The organism is Thermococcus sp. (assembly GCF_015521605.1).
Classification (GTDB): domain Archaea; phylum Methanobacteriota_B; class Thermococci; order Thermococcales; family Thermococcaceae; genus Thermococcus.
The window spans coordinates 17,473-34,375 of record NZ_WANV01000040.1 but is presented as its reverse complement, the minus strand read 5'-3'; the positions used below and the strand labels follow the sequence as shown (position 1 = coordinate 34,375).

The window sequence follows — 16,903 nt, the reverse complement described above, 5'->3', positions numbered from 1 at the left end:
TGGTATCCTTGAGGTCCAATACTTTGCCAGGAAATCTGCGAGCGATTTCGTAGGATAGGATCATGGCATTTTCTTTTACGTAGGGGTTCCTGTTTTTGGTCAGTTCAATGGCCTTTGGGAGTATCTTCCCTACGTGGGGCTCGATAACGTCGCTCCTCTGCTCGATAACCATCCCCAAAAGGAGCAGTGCATCTCCTCGGATACCCGGGGCGGGGTCATCCAGAAGTTCTATGAGTGCATTCAAGGCCTTTTTGTCCTTTACTGCCATTGATACAATTTCATCGAAGCGCTCTCCTTCTATGAGCTTTTTTATTTTATCTTTTTTTGAACCAAAGGAGAGGAATCCCATGGTAACACCACCTTGGAATAAAACTGAAGGCCTCCTGCTAAAAAGGTTTACTTCTTTATTGGTTTGATATATTGCTTAAATTCTGGAGGCCCTCCGAGATATCCTCACCGGTACTGTTCATCTGAGATCCTGCCCACTTAGCGAGTCCCTTGATCCCTATGAGCCGATATATTATTATGGCAGCGATCAGCATGCCGAGGGCGAACATCATGATGTACTCCAGAGACGCTTGGGCACTCCTATTCACCACTGACCACCTAATATAATTGGGTCAACATAACCAAAAGGAAGACTTAAGATTAAATAAAGAAAGATATTCCGAAATCAACCGCTCTGGTTGAGGTTCTGGAGACTCTGGTTAAGCTCATTGGCAGTGCTGTTTATGGTGTTGGTGGCACTGCTCGTCCTACCCTGAAGCTGCCTGACAACAATCAGGATTATTATCAGGGCAGCCGCAATCATAAACAGATACTCGATGGCACCTTGGGCCTTCCTCTTCATGTTATTCACCCCCAAAGGATTACTTCATACACTAATGCACTAAAAAAGCTTATATAGCTTTCTCCTCAAATTTAAGTCAAATCTCCCCAATACTGTAGAAAGTGCAGGGGTGATCATGTGGAATTGGTGGCTATCCAATCCGAATCAGTTAATATTGAGGATTGTGTAAAAAACATAGTGTCTAAGTCGCAGGATCTTTTATCCTCTAAACATGGCATTATATATTCCTCAAAAATACACCTGACATTCGGTGCTTTTATGAACCTCACAGTAACCCTTCTACTTGACCCCAATGGTAACACCCGTAAGGGTGTCCTCGCCGATTACTCGCCGGGAAAACATAAGGAGGATGCAATTCAAAAAACGCTGGAAAAACTGAACGCTAAGCTGCCCAGGAGCGCTAAAATCGTGGACTTTGAGATTGGAACCTACACAACCCCCGTGACGAGACGAACGTACGCCGTTGGGGTTGTCGTGTACAATGCTCCCCTCGAGATAAAATCGTTCACCGAATATACAATCAAAGAGCGCAGAGAGCTTCTGGCCAAAGTCCTCGAAAACTTCAATTACAATCCCCGGGTTCTCAACATTTCTGAGATAGCTAGAATGTTCGGGGTATCCAGAGACTCCATATACTACGACATTGAACAGATCCTCCGGGACAGGAAAGGGACTATCCGGTGACCCACAGGGGTCTCGGTGTCGCCGAGATTATGAAGATTATGAACGCCAGAATCGCAAGCGCGAGTCGCTTCTTTGAAATTGGGGAGACCTCATCCAGCGCGCCTGGATTGCCAACCGATCCCATTAGGAGAACCAGGATGCCCCATATAAGCCAGCCCACCCAGAGAAAGCTCATGCCAATGAGAACCAGGCCTACAACCATCGTGAGGTGTCGATGGGTCTTCTCGCCGAGGAATGAGCGGGCGATGTGTCCACCATCCAGCTGAGCCGCCGGGATGAGATTCAGAAACGTCACCAGGATTCCGACCCATCCAGCGATTGCCACGGGGTGAAGGAACACAACGCTGTTCTCGGGAAAGGTGACGATGTACTTTTCAATGAACAGGAACAGAAGGTTCTCACCGAAGGCTACCCCTCCCTGGGAGGGAGGGATTAGGTGCTGGGGCACTGGGACGGAAAGTCTGAGACCGATTATGCTGACTGGAATCGCAACTAGAAAACCGGCTATTGGGCCGCTGACTCCGAGGTCTATGGCGGCGTTTCTTGTGGGCAGAGGAGACTTAACCCGTATCACCGCTCCGAGCGTTCCGAGCATGCTCGGAAATGGTATGAAGTAAGGCATCGTCGCTCTAACGCCGTGATAAGCCGCCGCTATCTTGTGTCCGAGCTCGTGGGTGCCGAGTATTGCCATAACGCTTATCGAGAACGCGATGGCGTTGACGTACGGGTTTCTTATCCCCGGGAGGCCGTAATAGTCAAGGACCTGAATATACATCGAGGACAGGTAGTAGCCCGCAAAGATGGTTGTGAAGATAGTCGCTATCAGGAACACCCATGGAAGCCATTTGTTGTCCTCCTTGACTTCCCCGGCCGGGAATACGAAGAGCATGACATTGCCCTCGCGCTTTTTAAGGGCGGCCCAGTATCCAATCTCCTCCAGTTCCCGCAGAACCTTTTCAAAATCAGTCTCAAGGATCTCACGAACCTTAAAAACAGAGACATTGCCCTCTATCCTCTCCAGGTCAAGGAGGTAGAACTCCCTAAGTTTTTTCTCAAGGGCCTCGGGGGGCATCATGGGTTTTGGTTGAGGGGCTATCTGGAGGGCAAGCTCATTGGAATCGGTCTGGAACTCGACTAGAACCATGTCCTCTCCGCAAACGGGACAGCTCTTTTCGAGCAGAGGCTCGGTAGAGTCCAGTATCTCCCTGTGTTTGCAGTTGATGCACTCGTAGATTCCCCTTGTCATTTGGCTCCCCTAAAAGTGGATAGTTTGGATGGCTTAAAAAGTCTATTCCTCAATTTCGACCAGTCCTCTGTCGGCGTCCACGCGGGCGCGTTTTCCTGTGGTGAGCTTTGAGACGTCTATTCCATCCACCATGGGTATCCCCGCTATTATTGCACCCGTGGCGACTATTGTCTCAGCCTCTCCAACGATTATTGCCTTAGGTGCCTTACCATTTTTTCTGAGGGCATATATTATGTACGATCCGACGGTTGAGCCCTTCCCCCTGGGAAACGCCAGAATTTTGCCCGCTATGCTCTGTCCCCGTATGTCGCTTTCAGCGTCCGTCACAATTCCCGTTTCAGGGTCAACTCCACCGAGAAACGAGAGGGGTTTCTGAGAGACTATCAGCTCTCCCTCCGCTTTTCCACCGACTATTTTTCTGCCCTTAAACCTCATCATCCCACCTCACGGAGCGTCGTTGATAAGGTTCTCCACGTTATCCAGCCGTACGCTGAACCCAAAGGACCGGAAGTAGAACGCGCTCTTGCCGCTGTTCGTCGCTATTCCCCTGTACCATTCCTGGATGGGAGACACCACGAAGCACGCATCCGGAATTATTCTGCCGTTGTACCTCTCTATGATGTCAGTATAGCCAAGGGAGTCGGCCAGAGCTTTAACAGCCCTGCTGGCCGTTACAAACAGGGGGATTTTTAGAGGTTTCCCGCGCATCTTGAGGAGCTCGGCGATTTCTTTAATCTCTGCCAAAGATGCGTGGGGACAGCCTACGAGTATCATGTCGATTTCGCTCCATTCGTCTGAAAACTGCTCTTTGACTGCCTGGATGTCAGAATCCTCAACCGCTATTGTCTCAATTTTGTCCGTGATGGCATTGCGGTATTCGGGAGTTTCGTTTTCAACATGGTAGAGCGCTATGCTCCCACTGGCGGCCATGGCAGCTCCCATCTCCTTGAGAAAATCCGTGTTTTCTGGTCTCAGACCGACAAAGTACGGAACATCGTTTCCCAGAACTTTTCCAAGATGATAGCCGAGGGCGGAGTAATCGACGAAGGTCTCAACTTTTGCCTCAACGCTGATCCTGATTGTGGCCTTTCTATTCTCATCCCTGTGAAGGCCATAGTTGGGAGTCTTGCCGACTATCGCCGCGGCCAGGCTTGAGGGTCCGCCTTCTCTGTTCGTCCTCGCCCCCAGGATGGAGTTCGCAAAGCTGACTGCTGAGCTCTCACTCCACGCCAGATGGTCGCCGAACTTTGGAAGATTCGCCCCATAGTAAGGTGTGCAGGTTGAGGTTATCTCGATCCCCATCCTGCGGTAAAGTTCAAGGACTTCAAGCTGCTTCTCCATGAACTCATCGTCTCCTATCCCTGCCGGATTCAGGGTCGTGTAGACGCTGACCTTTGCACCTGCGTCCACAAAATCACGAAGGAATTCAACACCTGCCTCACCGATGTTCTTGTACGAGACACCCGCTATCTGGGCACTCTTGATTGGGATCAGCCTGTCTGCGCCGTATATCTCACCGAGAGCGACGAGTATCTCCATAGCCTTTTGAAGAGCATATCCATATTCCCCGGCGAGGATGAGCTCCTCCTCCTTTGTCAGATACATTCAACCACCCATTATCTGAGGAACTTCTCTGCTTATAAGTTCTCGCTTCTATTGACTAAAGTCAAGATCCATGGCGATTTATGACGGAAATTTTATAACCTTTTACGATAATAATTAATGCCTACCGGGGGTGTTGCCTATGGTAAGCCGAAGTAAGAAGGCAGCCTTGTTGCTGTTTTTGGTATTTAGCAGCATGACCGCAGGACAGGTAGCAGCGGATTTCTGGGGCGGCACGTACGACGTGGTTCTGTCGGACACGGGAGCGTTCTTCTACGATACCAAGACTGTTGGCCTTTGGCCCAACTACTACACCTTTGTGATGTGGGGAGAAGTGGAGTCCTACTCTACCTCCTGGTACGAGGGCAGGGGACACTCCAGTATTGCGGTGATAGTGCTCGGAGTTTATTTCTTGGACTACTCGTCAGTGAGAATCACCAACACCCAGGGCTTTTCTCTGTCAAGGACGTACACCCAAGCGAGCTTTACGGGGAGCTTCTACTACCCGTTCCTTGACGACGGAGACGGTGGACCGCGCTCTACGATGACCATGAAATGGCACTACAAGCTGGTCGGAGCCGGAACGTTTTGAGGGGGTGGTGTGAATGAGGAGGTACGTCCTTCCAGTTGTTGTGGTTCTCGTCGTCCTTGGAGGTGTTCTGAGCACGGCATACGCTCTCTCTCAGCCGCCTTCACAGGAAACATTGGCATTGGCCCTGGAAAACACGAAGAAGTATCAGTTCTCCCGCAACGTTGAATTCAAACAGTACAGGGTTTATGTAGTTCACAACGGGAACTCGAAGAGCATCCGGCGGGAGTTCTTGTACACTGGCAGGACTGTGACTAAGGGCACCGTGGACCTCACTAGGGGAATCGTCACCGAGTACGACGAGCTGTATATAAACGGCTCCCTAGTGATGAAAGGCGAGGCCGTTTTTGACCTCAATACCGGGAGGATCTCCGGAACCGTAACCCTTGCCAACGGAACCAGGATGGACATACTTCAGTTCTGGGAGCGGTACTATGGAATCAGTCAGGAGCAGGCCATGGGGATGCTGAAGGCCAATCTGCCCACGCTGATGCTACGCGATGTGGCCCTCAAGTCCAGGGACTTCCAGGCCCTCAAGGGCTCCTTCTCACTGACGGACAGGATACTCATGGGGCTCGGACTCAAAGAGAAGCTCTTTGAATACCGCTTTACTGCTGGAAACGGGGCGGAATGGAAAGTGCTTGTAAACAGCAAGGGGCTTCCAGTTAGGTTCGAATACGGCAGCGAGGATGCCAAAATCGTGGTTAACATAACCCCCCTTGACTGAGTTTCTCTTTATTTTCTTCCCGTTTTTGGCGGTTGGCATAGCATTGTCCCGCCACAAAATTTATAAACCCTCCCCGGTTCACTAACTAACGGGTCGAGCAGCGGGGTGGGGCAGCTAGGAGTGCCCGCCGGGCTCATAACCCGGAGGTCGGAGGTTCAAATCCTCCCCCCGCTATACGACTTAATTTTGTGGTAATCTTTTTCGGAGGTATGTGGGTAAAAAGCTTCGAGGAAGGTTTCTAGTTTCTCTTGTTTTCGTAAGATTGAGAAGCCTATCTTCTCCGCGAACCTTGCAACACTAGTTCTTCTGTGGATACTGATCCTGTAAAGGTCGTTGTTGTACTGATATTCTTGTCCTCGAATCATAACTTTTGTGCCTTTTTTCTTGACCAAATATATTGTTGAGTGGATTCCTAGGGTTCCTAATAACTCCTTGCAGAGTTTGAGGACTTCTGTATTATAGTTATCTGCCACAATGGTGGTTCTTCTTGGATCTTTTTTATCTACAAAAACACTCCCCTCACTGTCAAAGAATCCCCTTAGAAACTCCTTTGGATGCACTCTAGCAATCTCAAAGAGCTGCTCTTCTGGACCTTTCAAGAACATGAACAGTTCCTTGTTGGTAACCTCAACCCACCATCTATCGCTTCGCCCTTTATTGTGTTCAAAACCAGTCCTAGGATTTACTCCTATTGATTCCATAGCCTTCTTAAAACTGTTGGTAAAATCCCTGTCCACGACCTTCAGGCGGATTCTGTATTGGTAATTCCTGTCACTGATAGAAGCATCGCCAAGATAAACTCCGATTATATATGCCAATCCGGGAGAGGGGTTTAAATTAACGCGCTTTGTTTTGTTGAAGGTGTTGTGTGTCCCCTTGCACCACCGTAACACGGTTGCCTTTGAGAGGGAAACCTTGAACTCTTCAGCTAATTCTCTTGTAATCCTTAGGTAGCTCATTCCAGATTCACGAAGTTGGAGGGCACGTTCCTGTATTCTCTCTACCTCAGAGGGCGGGAGCTCTCTCAAGGTCCGCATGTAACTATTTTAATTCGTTTATTTAAAACTTTTTTGTCTCGTAAACATGGTGGGCAAACCTTTTTAAACCTCCCCTCAATTCCCTACGCGAAGGGGCGGCTGGCGGGAGCTGGCCGTCACCGGGAGGTGCATGATATGGCAAGGATACACGCGAGAAAGAGGGGTAAATCAGGTTCTAAGAGGCCACCGAGGACCGCTCCGCCGACCTGGGTCGAGTACACGGCGGAGGAGGTCGAGGGGCTCGTTATCAAGCTTAGGAAGGAAGGCTACAGCGCGGCCATGATAGGGACGATCCTCAGGGACCAGTACGGTATTCCGAGCGTCAAGCTCATCACGGGCAAGAAGATTACCAAGATCCTCGAAGAGAACGGCCTCGCACCGGACATTCCGGAGGACCTCATGGCCCTCATCAGAAAGGCCGTCAAGCTCAGGAAGCACTTGGAGATGCACCCGAAGGACAAGCACTCGAGGAGGGGCCTCCAGCTCACCGAGAGCAAGATCAGGCGCCTTGTCAAGTACTACAGGAGAACCGGCAAACTGCCGGCCAAGTGGCGCTACGATCCGGAGCAGGCCAAGCTCCTGGTTCGCTGACCCCCTTTCCTTCTTATAAGGTGGTAAAATGGACCGGGGCGCTTTCTTTGAGAAGGCCCGAGAGGGAGCAGAGCTAATCAAGATGCACGTTGAGCTAGGGCATACTATCAGGATAATCTCCCACAGGGACGCCGATGGTATCACCGCTGGAGCGGTTCTTGCCAAGGCCGTTGCCCGGGAAGGCGGCAGTTTCCAGCTCAGCATAGTCAAACAGCTCAGCGAGGAGCTCATAAAGGAGCTTGCCTCAGAGAAGCACAGAATATACGTCTTCACAGACCTGGGAAGCGGTTCCATGGAACTGATAGAGCGGTATCTCGACTTCGCCACGGTTGTCGTTGCGGACCATCACCCTCCTGAAAAGGACGAGTTCTCCACGGACTCCCACGTGCTGGTAAACCCTGTCCCCTTCGGTGCCAACAGTGTCCGAGACCTCAGCGGTTCTGGCGTTTCCTACTTCGTCGCCAGGGAGATGGACGGGAGGAACATGGACATGGCGTACATCGCCCTCGTCGGTGCCGTCGGGGATATGCAGGAAATTGACGGGACCTTCCACGGACTCAACACCGATATCATTGAGGACGGCAGGAAGCTGGATATTCTGGAAATCAGAAAGGAACTCCGTCTCTTTGGAAGGGAGAGCCGGCCGCTCTATCAGATGCTGGCTTACGCCACCCATCCAGAGATCCCCGAGATAACGGGGGACGAGAGGAAGGCAATAGAGTGGCTCCGCGCCAAGGGCTTCGACCCGGACATGAAGTACTGGCAGTTGCGGGAAGAGGAAAAAAGGAAGCTCCACGATGCGCTGGTGATACACCTTATCAAGCACGGTGCTCCCAAGGAGGCCATAGACAGGCTTATCGGGGACGTCGTCATAAGTCCGCTCTATCCGGAGGGTGATCCCAGACACGAGGCGAGGGAGTTTGCGACGCTCCTCAACGCCACCGGTCGCTTAAACGCCGGAACGCTGGGGGTTGCCATCTGCCTCGGCGACGAAGATGCCTACAGGCGCGCCAGAAAGATGCTGGAAGACTACAAGCGGGAGCAGATAGAGGCCAGAAAGTTCCTCATCCAGAACTGGAGCATGGTCGATGAGGGAGAACACGCGTACATTTTCTACGCTGGCAGGAACATCAGAGACACCCTCGTTGGAATCGCCGCAAACATAGCGATAAACGCCGGTCTGGCCGATCCGGAGAAGCCCGTTGTGGTGCTTGCCGATAGCGACGAGGATCCAAACCTTGTAAAGGGCTCCGCCAGGACGACCGAAAAGGCCTTGGCCAAGGGATATCACCTGGGAGAGGCACTCAGAGAGGTCGCGGAAGAGCTCGGCGGCGAGGGGGGTGGCCACGCAATAGCGGCCGGAATCCGCTTCCCGAAGGACAGGATAAACGAGTTCATCAGGCTCTTCAACGAGGCACTTGGAAGGCAGGTGGAGGGAAAGGGCGGTGAAGATTGAAGCGAAGGCCGAGATAGTCTGGCACTACGGCGACCGGAGAAGGGCCGAGGCTATAGCTGAGGCACTGGAAGTGGACAACGTGGGCCTTCCGGAAAGCCTAAAGAAAAGTTTAAATGTGCTAACCCGATGGGAAGATGGGGACGTCATAACAAAGGTTAAATACTCGGGTGAGATTGAGACACTCATCAAAGCGCTGGATGATTTGGTGTTTTCAATCAAAATCGCCGAATATGTTACCGAAAAGGTGTGAACTGGAGGTGTTGAGATGGCAAAGGGTAACCCAAGGAAGAGGGCTGCTGCTACCAAGGATAAGTGGAAGATGAAAGAGTGGTACATAGTTTACGCTCCAGACTTCTTCGGAAGCAAGGAGATAGGCCTCACCCCCGCCGATGAACCTGAGAAGGTCATCGGGAGGGTCATCGAGACTACCCTTAAGGACCTCACCGGCGACTTCACCAAGGGCCAGGTCAAGCTCTACTTCCAGATCTACGACGTCAAGGGACAGAACGCCTACACCAAGTTCAAGGGACACACCCTCGCGAGGAGCTACATAAGGAGCCTCGTCAGGAGGAGAACGACGAGAGTTGACGGCATATTCAACGTCACCACCAAGGACGGCTACAAGCTCCGCGTCATGGGAATGGTCATCGCCTACAGGCGCATCCAGACCAGCCAGGAGAGGGCTATCAGGAGGATCATTCAGGACATCATCTACAAGAAGGCCGAGGAGCTCAACTACAGGGACTTCGTCCTTGAGGCCGTCAGCGGTAAGATGGCGGCGGAGATAGCCAAGGAAGCCAGGAAGATATACCCGATCAAGAGGGCCGAGATCAGGAAGATCAAGGTTCTCGCCGAGCCGGAGGCTTGATGCCTCCCAATTCTATTCTCCTGTGTCCGAGTTGTTCGGCAGGCTTTTAAGCGTCTGAGGGATTTTTCTCTCGGAGGTGCGGTTATGAAGTTCATAGTCAAAACCCAGCGGGGAATGGAGAGTGTCGCCGCCAACTACATCAGGGAATCCATTTCAGACGCCACAGTCTGGGCGTCTCCCATGGGATATTCTGGTCTTATCATCGTTGAAACGGATGATGAAAGCGCCAGTGACAAGATACTGAGGATTCCTGAGGTTGAGAGGTTGATACCCGTTGTCGTTGAAGTTCCCGGTGAGCTTGAGAAGATAGTCGAGAGCGCCGAAAAACTCGCTCCCCTGATAGGTGAGGGCGAGACCTTTGCCGTGAAGACGAAGAGGCGAGGCAAGCACGGGTTCACCAGTATGGATGTCAACCGTGAGCTGGGTGCCAGGATAAGGGAGCTAACGAATGCCGACGTAAACCTGAGCTGGCCGGACCGGGTTGTGCAGGTTGAGATAATCGGCGACAGGGCATACATCTCAGTGCTTCCGGGGGAAGAGTTCAGGAAGTTCACCCCCGATAAAATAGACGCCAGGAAGCTTTTCCGGAAGGTCACACTCGTCCAGATGCCCTACTGGGGGGACTACAAGGCCTGCAGAAGCTTTGGAGAAAAGATAGGGAGGGCCGCACAAGCCTTCGAGGTAAAGGAACTAATAATCGCCCCCAAGGAGAAGATGGACGCCTTCGAGCTGGCGGAGTTCATAAAGGGGGTAAGGGTGGGGCAGGAGAGCAGACATCAGATACAGCGTGAGGCGTATCCGTGGAAGGTTGAGAAGGTTCCAGTCTCGGTTTGGGACCTCTATCAGGTGGTCAGAGACAAAAGGAGGGGCAAGAGGCTGCTCATAATAACCGACCCCAAGGGACCAACCCTCGCCGAGGTGAAGGACAGGCTCGCGAAGGACATGTTCTACGCGAAGGAAGTTGTGATTTTCGTGGGTTCCCGTGAGGGCATCCCGCGCGGGCTCTTCAGATTCGCCGACTACGTCGTTGACCTCGCGCCGTACATGACGTTTGCCACGGAGCACGGCATCCCGGCTGCGCTCGTCTCACTCTGGGAGGTTTACGAGGAGTACGCCCGAAAGCGAGAGGAGAGAACATGAGCTTTTATTTAATTCTTGAATTGTGTTAGGCGAGGCGTCAGACCCTAAGGTCTTCCTCACCGCTCGGGAATCCGCCGTAGTCATCATCCGCCGGAAAAAGTTCCTTTTAGGGTTTTAAAACTTCACGCAATGAGGTAGAAGAGGCCGGCGCCGATAAAGCCTCCGAAGAGGCTCGCGAGGAAGTTGGTTGAGTTGTTGTTAGTTATCCCCTCGTTCTCAAGGGTCGCCCCTATAAGGCTGTCCAAGTTGACACCGATGAATCCGCCGATGGTGATGGCGAGGAGCATAGCTCCCCTGTCTGTGCTCACGGGGAGTGCGAAGAGGGCTATTATGAGGGCTCCTATAAGGGCAAAGACTTCCCCCGCCCACGAAACCGCCCCGTTGACTCCTGGCTTAACGGGTTTGAGTGTCGTGATAAGCTTGGGGTTTTTTCCAAAGATCTTGCCGAGCTCACTGGCCAGTGTGTCCCCGTTGGCCGTTGCTATTGCGGCAAAACTGGCCGCCCAGAAGACGTCCATCTGGGAGAAGTATTCGAAGGCAAGGAAGATGAGGGCAGCCAGGCCGTTGCCGAGAACGTTGCCCCAGCTCCTTATTCCGTCCCTGCCCTGAGCGGCACCCAGCTTTGACTTCTCCCTGAATTTGTACTTGGTGGCCAGAACGCCCAGAACCACAAAGGCCAGCAGTGCGGCGAAGGGGTATATTCCCCCCAGCTCCATAACCGACAGCCCGAGGAGTGCCGCGGCAATGGCGCCTTTGGCATCGAGGGCCTTGAATCTGTACGAACCGATGCCGAGTCCTGCGACCACTGCAAGATCCACTGCCACTCTCTCAAGCATCTCTGCCACCTGAGAGAAGTGCAGGTGGTGGCTTTATTATTCTTTCCCTCGTCGGTTGACGAAGGAAATAAAGGGAATCAGAGAACCTCAAACTTAACGGTCTCGGTTACGAAAGTTATGTCGAGCTTGTCTATGCCGGGTATCTTCTTGGAGACCTCGTTTATAATCTTCTCAAGCTCCTTCATATCCTTGGGGCCGACGATGTGTATCACGAGGTTGTGCGAACCGAGGGCGCGCTCGACTATCTTGATGTTCTCATCTTCAACGAGGGCTGGGATTATCTCGTCGATGCTGACCGAAGGCTTGACGGTGATTCCCAGTATCACGTGGACATAGCCAAGGGCATCGTAGTTGGGTATCACTGTGTACTTCTTTATGATGCCGTTCCTCTCTAGGCGGTCCATCCTCCTTGATATCCTCTGCCTCGTGGTGCCAAGAATTTCGGCGAGCTCCTTGTAGGTAAGGCGGGCGTTCTTGGCGAGGAGCTTCAAAATCCTGATGTCAATCCCGTTTATTTTATCGGCCATGTCTCCACCTCCCCAAAATCATGGTGAAGATTGAGCGTCCCAATTATAAAAATGTTTCGATAAGTTGGAGGATTTCTAATCAATTAGTCATTCATCTCACTGGAAATTTTGGCGTAATTCAACGGCATGGTAGTTCTTTATGTTACAAATTAGCACAACACTTGATGTTATGTTCATCTGTTGTTGGGCCATCGCCCGCTGTCGCGTTCGCGGTACTTTTCAATGCTCTTCTGGAGAGCATCGAGGAGGTCTATTCTGTAATAGTTGGCTATGCAGGCAAGGGCGAACATAACGTCACCGAGTTCCTCTTCCAGCCTGTCCCTATTTCCCGCTCCCTTAATTCCTTCCACATTTAGGAGTTCATCCGCGAGCTCTCCAACCTCCTCCACGAAGGCTGCGAGCATCTGAAAAGGCTCCCAGTAGCCGCCAAACTCCGCGACCAGCTCATGGACCTGCCTCTGGAGCTCGTTCATAACGTTACACCAGCTCGATGGTTACCATGGAGAGATACCTCTCAAGGACTTCGGTATTGGTTCTGTAGAAGTGCATCTTGCCCTCTTTTCTTTCGATTATCAGTCCAAGTGACTTGAGGGTGCGCAGGTGGTGGCTTATGAGGGTCTGGTCCTGGTCAAGTATCTTGGATATCAGGCACACGCAGAGCCAGTTGTCCTTGAGGAGCTTGAGTATCTTGAGTCTCAGTGGGTTCGAAAGGGCCTTCAGAAACTTTATCATGTCCCCCTCTACCTGGAGCTCCACCTCCCTGTCAAGGTCGGGGATACCGCACGTCTCTGCACAGTGGATAACGGTTTCTTTCTGCCTTGCGCTCAGTTCATCCAGGAGGTCTCTAATCTTCATGGCACAACACCTATAACGGGATTATGGGAGTTTCTTTTTAAGAATTTTCACGATGATGTTATAATTTTCATTTTTGGAAACATTCTCTGGAGTGGGATGATACCCATTAGGAGGAGCTTACCCCTAGGAGTCGGTGAGAAATCCCGAGAAAGCCACAAAGGACTACCCCCTGTTCGGGGGCTCTCTGCACAGGGGATAAATCCTCGTGGAAGGGCTCAGTCCACAACCTCTATCCGAAGCACGCTCCCATCGCTGCGGTATGCTCTAACGCTGTCCTCCACGAAGGGATAGGCGATTATGATGTGCACCCCACCGAACTTTGAGAAGAAGTTCAAGTCCGCCCCCGACGGCCTCGGATTCGGTCCCGGGTGAGAGTGGACGGTCCCTTTAATGCTCTCATCGTAGGGCAACATCCAGGTGTCGAAGAAAGCCGAGCTCCTTCCGAAGTGAGGGTTGGGAGCTATGAGAACCTCCTCGAACACCCCGTCCTTTTCCCTTAAAAAACCCGCGAACTCGTTGGGATAAAAATCCCTGGCGAGCTCCAGCAGGTACTCCAAAAGCCCACGCCGGATCCTGACCGCTTCCATCTTGCTCACCAAAAATATTTGAAATGCTAAAGAGCGGCTATGGCCTCTATCTCAACAGCCACCCCTTTGGGCAGGTTCGAAACCTCCACGACGGCTCTGGCAGGCTTTGACTTTGAGAAGTACTCCTCGTAAATCTCGTTGAATCTGGAATATTCGCCCATGTCTCTGATGTACACCGTGACCTTCACCACGTTTTCGGCGCTCCCACCGGCGGCCCTGACCACGGCCAGAAGGTTCTCGATAGCCTGTCTGGCCTGCTTCTCTATGTCCCCGGTAACCAGCTCGCCCGTTTCGGGGTTTATCGGTATCTGCCCTGAAACGAACAGGAACCTGCCCTCAGCGATTACCCCCTGGCTGTAGGGCCCTATCGGCCTCGGGGCTTTCTCCGTGAAGACCGTCTCTTTTTTCATCTTCTCCACCTCCCGACGGATCAGCGAAGCGAAGACTCCTCATCGGTTCCCCTCGGGTGTCCTCGGCCTCATCATTTCTTCTCCAAATACTTCTCAAGGTTCTTTGCGGGAACGTCCAGGGGCAGTCCTATCTTTCCAAGGACCGTTCTCAGGGCGTAAACCCTCGCGTGTTCCTGGAAGTCTGCTGGAGCATAGTTCTCGGCAGGGAAATGCTTGTACTTTTCAACGACCGCCGGTATTTCGGCCTTTTTGACCTTTTTAAACTCTCCGAACCAGGCCTCTATCCCGCCGACGTCGATTCCAGCGTAGAGTGGCAGTTTAAGAGTGATGCTCTCGTTTATGCTCGCAAGGAGTCTTGCAACGTCTGCCATGGGAGTCTTCTCATCGATAATAAGTCTTCTAACGGCCCTCCACTTCGTTTTTCCGCTCACATGGAATGCAACAAAGTTGATGTGGTCTTCGTTGTACGGGAAGACTATTTTAACCTCACCCAGCGGCTCTTCAGGATACTCCACCGGCACTTTTTTGGACAGTACCTCCCTGACGAGCAGGGCCTTAGCAACCTCAACGAGGTGTTTTTTGAGCTTCTTGTCCTCCTCAAAAACAAGCTGACCGAGCTTTCTCGCAGTCCCTGGTGATTTAAGGGCGACAACAGCGTCGCTCAGGTCTTTTTTCCCAATCTCCTCGGCGAGGCTCATTATTCCAGCGACGTTCATGACTTCCGTGAGGTACTCGGGTATCTTGGAGTTGACGGTGTTGGCTATACTCGCTATGAAGTGCGCCACCTTCTCGTCTTCCATATCAAGGAGCCTGTCTGCCACCTTCCAGTTCCCGTGATGGGCCGTAAACACTATCTGATCCTCAACCTTCATCGCTTCCACCAAGGATTATGGATGGCAAGCCCTATTTTAGCTTTTTCTCAGCAATCTCAAAAAAGTTATAAATCGCCCCGAGCATTCCAATTTGAGAGAGCGAAAGAGGGAAGCAAAATGGGGGAGGACACGAAGGTTGAGAGGGAAACCCTGGCCCCCAGGGAATACGGAGAGCGCCTAGACCTAGGTCTGGATTTCAAAACGACCGAGGATATAAAGGTTCCCGAAAAGCTCATCGATCAGGTTATCGGACAGGAGCATGCGGTGGAGGTCATAAAAACGGCCGCGACCCAGAAAAGGCATGTTCTCCTGATAGGTGAGCCGGGAACTGGTAAGTCAATGCTCGGTCAGGCGATGGCTGAGCTCCTACCAACGGAAAACCTTGAGGATATACTCGTATTTCCGAACTCCGAAGACGAAAACATGCCCAAGATAAAGACCGTCCCGGCCTGTCAGGGGCGGAGAATAGTCGAGAAGTACCGCGAGAAGGCCAAAGGCCAGGAGAGCATAAAATCGTACATACTCCTCTTCGTCATGTTCACTGTAATGCTGGCACTTTTTATAGACTTCAGCGCCACGACGCTCCTTATGGGGCTGTTTGTTGTCATACTCACCATAATGGCCCTCTCGAATATGCGTCTCAGGAGCTCAGTACTCGTTCCCAAACTTCTCGTCGACAACTGCGGCAGGACCAAGGCGCCGTTTATCGACGCCACGGGTGCCCACGCTGGTGCACTCCTCGGCGACGTGCGCCACGACCCCTTCCAGAGCGGTGGCCTGGGGACGCCGGCCCATGAGAGGGTAGAGCCCGGGATGATACACCGCGCCCACAGGGGTGTCCTGTTTATAGACGAAGTGGCAACGCTGAGCCTTAAGATGCAGCAGAGCCTCCTCACGGCGATGCAGGAGAAGAAGTTCCCGATAACCGGCCAGAGTGAGATGTCAAGCGGAGCAATGGTCAGGACCGAGCCGGTCCCCTGTGACTTCGTCCTAGTCGCCGCGGGAAACCTTGACACCGTTGACAAGATGCACCCGGCACTGCGCTCCCGTATCAGAGGTTATGGTTACGAGGTCTATATGCGCACCACCATGCCCGACACCATCGAGAACAGGCGCAAGCTCATACAGTTCGTGGCCCAGGAGGTAAAGCGCGACGGAAAGATACCACACTTCACGCGCGATGCCGTTGAGGAGATCGTCAGGGAGGCACAGAAGCGTGCCGGCAGAAAGGGACACCTAACGTTGCGCCTTCGTGACCTTGGCGGTATTGTGAGGGCCGCTGGAGACATAGCGGTCAAGAAGGGCAAGAAGTACGTGGAGCGCGAAGACGTCCTTGAGGCGATAAGGATGGCAAAGCCCCTCGAAAAGCAGCTGGCTGACTGGTACATAGAGCGCAAAAAGGAGTACCAAGTCATCAAGACCGAAGGGAGCGAGATAGGCCGCGTCAATGGCCTCGCGGTGATCGGTGAGCAGAGCGGTATAGTCCTGCCGATAGAGGCTGTGGTTGCCCCCGCTGCGAGCAAGGAGGAGGGCAAGATAATCGTCACGGGAAAGCTCGGGGAGATAGCCAAAGAGGCCGTCCAGAACGTCTCGGCAATAATCAAGCGCTACAAAGGCGAGGACATAAGCAGGTACGATATCCACGTCCAGTTCCTCCAGACCTACGAGGGCGTGGAGGGTGACTCGGCCAGCATAAGTGTCGCGACCGCCGTCATCTCGGCCCTTGAGGAGATACCCATCAGACAGGATGTGGCCATGACCGGCTCTTTAAGCGTTCGCGGTGAGGTGCTTCCGATAGGCGGGGCGACTCCGAAGATAGAAGCCGCCATAGAGGCCGGCATAAAGACGGTAATAATCCCCAAGAGCAACGAGAAGGACGTGTTCCTCAGCAGGGACAAGGCAGAGAAGGTTCAGATATTCCCCGTCGAGACCATTGACGAGGTGCTTGAGATAGCCCTTGAGGAGAGCGAGAAGAAGAGGGAGCTCCTCAAACGCATAAGGAAAGCCCTTCCGCTTTCCCTCTGAT

General features: G+C 52.5%; 22 protein-coding genes, 1 tRNA gene and 1 pseudogene. 10 read left to right on the top strand and 14 right to left on the bottom strand.

Going from position 1 to position 16,903, the window contains the following annotated elements:
- The 3 genes and pseudogenes from F7C11_RS10705 to F7C11_RS10695 form a co-directional block, all read right to left on the bottom strand.
- Positions 1–349: pseudogene (locus tag F7C11_RS10705) on the bottom strand (HEAT repeat domain-containing protein); the annotation flags it as partial.
- A gap of 55 nt (positions 350–404) precedes the next feature.
- Entirely contained in the window at positions 405–596 is a 192-nt protein-coding gene (locus F7C11_RS10700; protein WP_297093265.1) for a hypothetical protein, read from the bottom strand.
- Between the two features lie 77 nt (positions 597–673).
- On the bottom strand, positions 674–850 hold the full coding sequence (locus F7C11_RS10695; protein ID WP_258084561.1) for a class III signal peptide-containing protein: 177 nt from the start codon (positions 848–850) through the stop codon (positions 674–676).
- A 117-nt stretch (positions 851–967) separates the two neighbouring features.
- On the opposite strand from F7C11_RS10695, the gene F7C11_RS10690 reads away from it, so the two are divergent.
- Positions 968–1,534, top strand: a complete 567-nt coding sequence (locus F7C11_RS10690) for a hypothetical protein (protein ID WP_297093263.1) — start codon at positions 968–970, stop codon at positions 1,532–1,534.
- Here F7C11_RS10690 and F7C11_RS10685 read toward each other — a convergent pair.
- Genes F7C11_RS10685 through F7C11_RS10675 form a run of 3 tightly spaced genes read right to left on the bottom strand, consistent with a single transcriptional unit; the run spans position 1,524 to position 4,385 of the window.
- The gene (locus F7C11_RS10685) at positions 1,524–2,780 is read right to left on the bottom strand and encodes a site-2 protease family protein (RefSeq protein ID WP_297093261.1); all 1,257 of its coding nucleotides are present in this window, start codon (positions 2,778–2,780) and stop codon (positions 1,524–1,526) included. The genes F7C11_RS10690 and F7C11_RS10685 overlap by 11 nt on opposite strands.
- Before the next feature lie 42 nt (positions 2,781–2,822).
- The gene (locus F7C11_RS10680) at positions 2,823–3,215 is read right to left on the bottom strand and encodes a DUF126 domain-containing protein (RefSeq protein WP_297093259.1); all 393 of its coding nucleotides are present in this window, start codon (positions 3,213–3,215) and stop codon (positions 2,823–2,825) included.
- 9 nt (positions 3,216–3,224) lie between these two features.
- Positions 3,225–4,385: an aconitase X catalytic domain-containing protein gene (locus F7C11_RS10675; protein WP_297093257.1), complete on the bottom strand. Its 1,161-nt coding sequence runs from the start codon at positions 4,383–4,385 to the stop codon at positions 3,225–3,227.
- A 139-nt stretch (positions 4,386–4,524) separates the two neighbouring features.
- Here F7C11_RS10675 and F7C11_RS10670 point away from each other — a divergent pair, with 139 nt between their 5' ends.
- From F7C11_RS10670 to F7C11_RS10660, 3 genes are all read left to right on the top strand, one after another.
- Entirely contained in the window at positions 4,525–4,974 is a 450-nt protein-coding gene (locus F7C11_RS10670; protein ID WP_297093255.1) for a hypothetical protein, read from the top strand.
- 13 nt (positions 4,975–4,987) lie between these two features.
- Positions 4,988–5,698: a hypothetical protein gene (locus tag F7C11_RS10665; RefSeq protein ID WP_297093253.1), complete on the top strand. Its 711-nt coding sequence runs from the start codon at positions 4,988–4,990 to the stop codon at positions 5,696–5,698.
- 99 nt (positions 5,699–5,797) lie between these two features.
- Positions 5,798–5,872: transfer RNA gene (locus F7C11_RS10660), tRNA-Met, on the top strand.
- Here F7C11_RS10660 and F7C11_RS10655 read toward each other — a convergent pair.
- A complete protein-coding gene (locus tag F7C11_RS10655) occupies positions 5,854–6,735 on the bottom strand; it encodes an LAGLIDADG family homing endonuclease (RefSeq protein WP_297093252.1) in 882 nt (293 codons plus the stop codon). The two genes, F7C11_RS10660 and F7C11_RS10655, sit on opposite strands and share 19 nt — an antisense overlap.
- Positions 6,736–6,870: 135 nt before the next feature.
- Between F7C11_RS10655 and F7C11_RS10650 the strand changes: the two genes are divergently transcribed.
- The 5 genes from F7C11_RS10650 (at position 6,871) to F7C11_RS10630 (ending at position 10,790) form a co-directional block, all read left to right on the top strand.
- Complete coding sequence (locus F7C11_RS10650) at positions 6,871–7,326, top strand: 30S ribosomal protein S15 (protein ID WP_297093251.1); 456 nt, start codon at positions 6,871–6,873, stop codon at positions 7,324–7,326.
- A 28-nt stretch (positions 7,327–7,354) separates the two neighbouring features.
- Positions 7,355–8,782 (top strand): DHH family phosphoesterase, encoded by a 1,428-nt coding sequence (locus tag F7C11_RS10645; RefSeq protein WP_297093249.1) that lies wholly within the window; start codon positions 7,355–7,357, stop codon positions 8,780–8,782.
- Complete coding sequence (locus F7C11_RS10640) at positions 8,772–9,032, top strand: KEOPS complex subunit Pcc1 (protein WP_297093247.1); 261 nt, start codon at positions 8,772–8,774, stop codon at positions 9,030–9,032. The genes F7C11_RS10645 and F7C11_RS10640 overlap by 11 nt, the downstream gene beginning before the upstream one ends.
- Before the next feature lie 15 nt (positions 9,033–9,047).
- The gene (locus tag F7C11_RS10635) at positions 9,048–9,650 is read left to right on the top strand and encodes a 30S ribosomal protein S3ae (protein WP_297093245.1); all 603 of its coding nucleotides are present in this window, start codon (positions 9,048–9,050) and stop codon (positions 9,648–9,650) included.
- Between the two features lie 84 nt (positions 9,651–9,734).
- The gene (locus F7C11_RS10630; protein WP_297093244.1) at positions 9,735–10,790 is read left to right on the top strand and encodes an SPOUT family RNA methylase; all 1,056 of its coding nucleotides are present in this window, start codon (positions 9,735–9,737) and stop codon (positions 10,788–10,790) included.
- Positions 10,791–10,912: 122 nt separating this feature from the next.
- Here the strand turns inward: F7C11_RS10630 and F7C11_RS10625 are convergent, their stop codons facing one another.
- From F7C11_RS10625 to F7C11_RS10595, 7 genes are all read right to left on the bottom strand, one after another.
- On the bottom strand, positions 10,913–11,626 hold the full coding sequence (locus F7C11_RS10625) for a DUF92 domain-containing protein (RefSeq protein WP_297071281.1): 714 nt from the start codon (positions 11,624–11,626) through the stop codon (positions 10,913–10,915).
- A gap of 77 nt (positions 11,627–11,703) precedes the next feature.
- Positions 11,704–12,153, bottom strand: coding sequence for an Lrp/AsnC family transcriptional regulator (locus F7C11_RS10620; protein ID WP_297071279.1), 450 nt, complete (start codon positions 12,151–12,153; stop codon positions 11,704–11,706).
- Positions 12,154–12,326: 173 nt separating this feature from the next.
- Entirely contained in the window at positions 12,327–12,626 is a 300-nt protein-coding gene (locus F7C11_RS10615) for a MazG nucleotide pyrophosphohydrolase domain-containing protein (RefSeq protein WP_297071277.1), read from the bottom strand.
- A 4-nt stretch (positions 12,627–12,630) separates the two neighbouring features.
- On the bottom strand, positions 12,631–13,008 hold the full coding sequence (locus F7C11_RS10610; protein WP_297093242.1) for a helix-turn-helix transcriptional regulator: 378 nt from the start codon (positions 13,006–13,008) through the stop codon (positions 12,631–12,633).
- Between the two features lie 215 nt (positions 13,009–13,223).
- Complete coding sequence (locus F7C11_RS10605; RefSeq protein WP_297093240.1) at positions 13,224–13,595, bottom strand: Mov34/MPN/PAD-1 family protein; 372 nt, start codon at positions 13,593–13,595, stop codon at positions 13,224–13,226.
- A gap of 26 nt (positions 13,596–13,621) precedes the next feature.
- A complete protein-coding gene (locus F7C11_RS10600) occupies positions 13,622–14,005 on the bottom strand; it encodes a RidA family protein (protein ID WP_297093238.1) in 384 nt (127 codons plus the stop codon).
- A 71-nt stretch (positions 14,006–14,076) separates the two neighbouring features.
- Positions 14,077–14,877 carry a DUF2666 family protein gene (locus F7C11_RS10595; RefSeq protein WP_297093271.1) on the bottom strand — a complete coding sequence of 267 codons (801 nt, stop codon included), beginning with the start codon at positions 14,875–14,877 and terminating at the stop codon, positions 14,077–14,079.
- A 117-nt stretch (positions 14,878–14,994) separates the two neighbouring features.
- Here F7C11_RS10595 and lonB point away from each other — a divergent pair, with 117 nt between their 5' ends.
- Positions 14,995–16,902, top strand: coding sequence for an ATP-dependent protease LonB (gene lonB / locus F7C11_RS10590; protein ID WP_297093236.1), 1,908 nt, complete (start codon positions 14,995–14,997; stop codon positions 16,900–16,902).
- The last annotated feature ends 1 nt before the right edge of the window (position 16,903 follow it).

Coding starts and splice junctions, on each gene's coding strand:
- F7C11_RS10665 (WP_297093253.1), top strand. CDS start 4,988: ATGAGGAGGTACGTCCTTCCAGTTGTTGTGGTTCTCGTCGTCCTTGGA.
- F7C11_RS10680 (WP_297093259.1), bottom strand. CDS start 3,215: ATGAGGTTTAAGGGCAGAAAAATAGTCGGTGGAAAAGCGGAGGGAGAG.
- F7C11_RS10630 (WP_297093244.1), top strand. CDS start 9,735: ATGAAGTTCATAGTCAAAACCCAGCGGGGAATGGAGAGTGTCGCCGCC.
- lonB (WP_297093236.1), top strand. CDS start 14,995: ATGGGGGAGGACACGAAGGTTGAGAGGGAAACCCTGGCCCCCAGGGAA.
- F7C11_RS10610 (WP_297093242.1), bottom strand. CDS start 13,008: ATGAAGATTAGAGACCTCCTGGATGAACTGAGCGCAAGGCAGAAAGAA.
- F7C11_RS10655 (WP_297093252.1), bottom strand. CDS start 6,735: ATGCGGACCTTGAGAGAGCTCCCGCCCTCTGAGGTAGAGAGAATACAG.
- F7C11_RS10685 (WP_297093261.1), bottom strand. CDS start 2,780: ATGACAAGGGGAATCTACGAGTGCATCAACTGCAAACACAGGGAGATA.
- F7C11_RS10670 (WP_297093255.1), top strand. CDS start 4,525: ATGGTAAGCCGAAGTAAGAAGGCAGCCTTGTTGCTGTTTTTGGTATTT.
- F7C11_RS10595 (WP_297093271.1), bottom strand. CDS start 14,877: ATGAAGGTTGAGGATCAGATAGTGTTTACGGCCCATCACGGGAACTGG.
- F7C11_RS10620 (WP_297071279.1), bottom strand. CDS start 12,153: ATGGCCGATAAAATAAACGGGATTGACATCAGGATTTTGAAGCTCCTC.
- F7C11_RS10645 (WP_297093249.1), top strand. CDS start 7,355: ATGGACCGGGGCGCTTTCTTTGAGAAGGCCCGAGAGGGAGCAGAGCTA.
- F7C11_RS10650 (WP_297093251.1), top strand. CDS start 6,871: ATGGCAAGGATACACGCGAGAAAGAGGGGTAAATCAGGTTCTAAGAGG.
- F7C11_RS10625 (WP_297071281.1), bottom strand. CDS start 11,626: ATGCTTGAGAGAGTGGCAGTGGATCTTGCAGTGGTCGCAGGACTCGGC.
- F7C11_RS10635 (WP_297093245.1), top strand. CDS start 9,048: ATGGCAAAGGGTAACCCAAGGAAGAGGGCTGCTGCTACCAAGGATAAG.
- F7C11_RS10615 (WP_297071277.1), bottom strand. CDS start 12,626: ATGAACGAGCTCCAGAGGCAGGTCCATGAGCTGGTCGCGGAGTTTGGC.
- F7C11_RS10605 (WP_297093240.1), bottom strand. CDS start 13,595: ATGGAAGCGGTCAGGATCCGGCGTGGGCTTTTGGAGTACCTGCTGGAG.
- F7C11_RS10600 (WP_297093238.1), bottom strand. CDS start 14,005: ATGAAAAAAGAGACGGTCTTCACGGAGAAAGCCCCGAGGCCGATAGGG.
- F7C11_RS10675 (WP_297093257.1), bottom strand. CDS start 4,385: ATGTATCTGACAAAGGAGGAGGAGCTCATCCTCGCCGGGGAATATGGA.
- F7C11_RS10695 (WP_258084561.1), bottom strand. CDS start 850: ATGAAGAGGAAGGCCCAAGGTGCCATCGAGTATCTGTTTATGATTGCG.